Origin of the sequence: Streptomyces colwelliae (assembly GCF_048158785.1) — a bacterium.
Taxonomy (GTDB): domain Bacteria; phylum Actinomycetota; class Actinomycetes; order Streptomycetales; family Streptomycetaceae; genus Streptomyces.
The window spans coordinates 1-2,269 of sequence record NZ_JBLTJC010000708.1 but is presented as its reverse complement, the minus strand read 5'-3'; the positions used below and the strand labels follow the sequence as shown (position 1 = coordinate 2,269).

The following is a 2,269-nucleotide window of genomic DNA, read 5'->3' as shown; positions in this document are numbered from 1 at the left end:
CCCCCGACTCCCCGCCCGCACCACCCGGCAAGTCCTCGATGTTCAGCTCGCTGAAGATCCGGAACTACCGCCTGTTCTTCATCGGCCAGGTCGTCTCCAACACCGGCACCTGGATGCAGCGCATCGCCCAGGACTGGCTGGTCCTCAGCCTCACCGGCTCCTCCGCCGCCGTGGGCATCACGACCGCCCTCCAGTTCCTGCCGATGCTGCTCTTCGGGCTCTACGGCGGTGTCCTCGTCGACCGGCTGCCCAAGCGCCCCACGCTGCTCGTCACGCAGTCCGCGATGGCCCTCACCGGCCTCGCCCTCGCCTTCCTGACCCTCTCCGGCCACGTCCAGGTCTGGCACGTCTACGTCGCCGCCTTCGCCGTCGGCCTCGCCACGGTCGTCGACAACCCGGCCCGCCAGTCCTTCGTCTCCGAGATGGTCGGCCCCGACCAGCTACAGAACGCGGTCAGCCTCAACTCGGCGAACTTCCAGTCCGCCCGCCTGGTCGGCCCCGCCGTCGCGGGCGTCATGATCACCGGCGTCGGCACGGGCTGGGCGTTCCTCTTCAACGGCCTGTCGTTCGTGGCGCCGTTGGCGAGCCTGCTCCTGATGCGCAACCGCGACCTGAAGGCCGTTCACCGCGCCCCGCGCGGCAAGGGCCAGCTCCGCGAGGGCCTGCACTATGTCGCCGGCCGCCCCGACCTGATCTGGCCGATCGTCCTCGTCGGCTTCATCGGCACGTTCGGCTTCAACTTCCCGGTGTGGCTGTCGGCCTACGCGGACGACATCTTCCACGCGGGCGCCGGCGCGTACAGCCTCTTCAACACCCTGATGGCGGTCGGCTCCCTGATCGGCGCCCTGCTGGCCGCCCGCCGGGGCACCACCCGCCTGCGCGTCCTGATCGCGGCGGCGGCAGCCTTCGGCCTGCTGGAGGTGGTGGCCGCGGTGGCCCCCTCCTACTGGCTGTTCGCCCTCCTCATGGTCCCGATCGGCATCGCCGGCCTGACGGTCAACGTCACGGCCAACACCGCCGTCCAGATGGGCACCGACCCGGCCATGCGCGGCCGCGTCATGGCCCTGTTCATGATGGTCTTCATGGGCGGTACACCGGTGGGCGCACCGATCGTCGGCTGGATCACGGACGCCTACGGCCCCCGGGCGAGCTTCGCCCTCGGCGGCGTCATCGCGGCCGCCGCGGCGGCCACGATCGGCGTGATCCTGGCCCGCATCGGCGACCTGCGGCTGTCGTTCGACTGGAACCACGGCCATCCGAGCGTGGCCTTCGTCCCGCGCGAGCGGGAGCAACTGGCCACGGCGGCCTGAGAGTTGTAGTGGCGTGGCAGGACTGGCCCGGAGGGCGTGCTACACCCTCCGGGCCAGCACCTGCCCCGGCCACCGGTCCTCCCCGACGACGAACGCCTCGGTGGCCGTGAACCCGTTGCTCTCGTAGTAGGCGACGAGCTTGCGGTCGTCCCCCGCGTAACAGTCCACCCGCAGCAGGGAGATCCCGGCCCGCCGCGTCTCCTCCACCGCGTGCGCGAGCAGCGCGCCGCCGACGCCGTGGCCCTTGAACCGGCGGTCGGAGGCGAGGAGATGGACGTACCGCTCGGGCTCGTCCACGGCGTCGATGTACGGCCCCGGGGAGTCGGTGAGCGTGAGCGTCCCGGCGGCCACCCCGTCGACCTCGACGATGTAGGGCGAGCCCTCCGCCACATACCGCTCCACCACCGCCACACCCTTCGGATTCTCCGACCACGGCGTGCTGCCCCACTGCCCGGTACGCCCCTGCGCGACGAGCCACGCCACCGAGCTGTCGAGCATGCCGAGTATCGCGGGGACGTCGTCGGGCCCACCGTCTCTGATGCTGATCGCCACAGTCATGACCCCATGGTGCCAGCGGGCAGTGGCAATCTGGTGCCCATGAGACTCTTCGCCGCCGTACTGCCCCCGGAGGACGTGACGTCCGAACTCGCCTCGGTGACAGAGGAGTTGAGGAGCTTCCCGGGCGCGGACGAACTCCGCTGGACCGGCCGCCCGGGCTGGCACTTCACCCTCGCCTTCTACGGCGAGGTCGACGAGGACGCCGTACCCGAACTGTCGGCCGGTCTGGAGCGGGCGGCGCGCCGGACCGAGCCGTTCGGGCTGGCGGTGCGCGGACCGTGCTCGTGGCCGGGGCACTACTGATCTCCGGCTGCGCCGGCTCCGACAGCGATCCCAAGGCCGACGGCAAGCCGACGAACAGCGCCCCAGCGGCCCGGCCTTCGTCCTCCACGGTGCTGCCG

Annotated in this window: 2 protein-coding genes and 1 pseudogene; 2 read left to right on the top strand and 1 reads right to left on the bottom strand. The window is 71.3% G+C overall.

Features of this window, described 5'->3' with window-relative positions:
* Positions 1-38 precede the first annotated feature (38 nt).
* Positions 39-1,310, top strand: coding sequence for an MFS transporter (locus ACNFOC_RS53460; RefSeq protein ID WP_416966179.1), 1,272 nt, complete (start codon positions 39-41; stop codon positions 1,308-1,310).
* 39 nt (positions 1,311-1,349) lie between these two features.
* Here ACNFOC_RS53460 and ACNFOC_RS53455 read toward each other — a convergent pair whose 3' ends face one another.
* Positions 1,350-1,862 carry a GNAT family N-acetyltransferase gene (locus ACNFOC_RS53455; protein WP_416966178.1) on the bottom strand — a complete coding sequence of 171 codons (513 nt, stop codon included), beginning with the start codon at positions 1,860-1,862 and terminating at the stop codon, positions 1,350-1,352.
* Between the two features lie 45 nt (positions 1,863-1,907).
* Here ACNFOC_RS53455 and ACNFOC_RS53450 point away from each other — a divergent pair.
* Positions 1,908-2,144 (top strand): annotated as a pseudogene (locus tag ACNFOC_RS53450) (2'-5' RNA ligase family protein); the annotation flags it as partial.
* Positions 2,145-2,269: the final 125 nt, after the last annotated feature.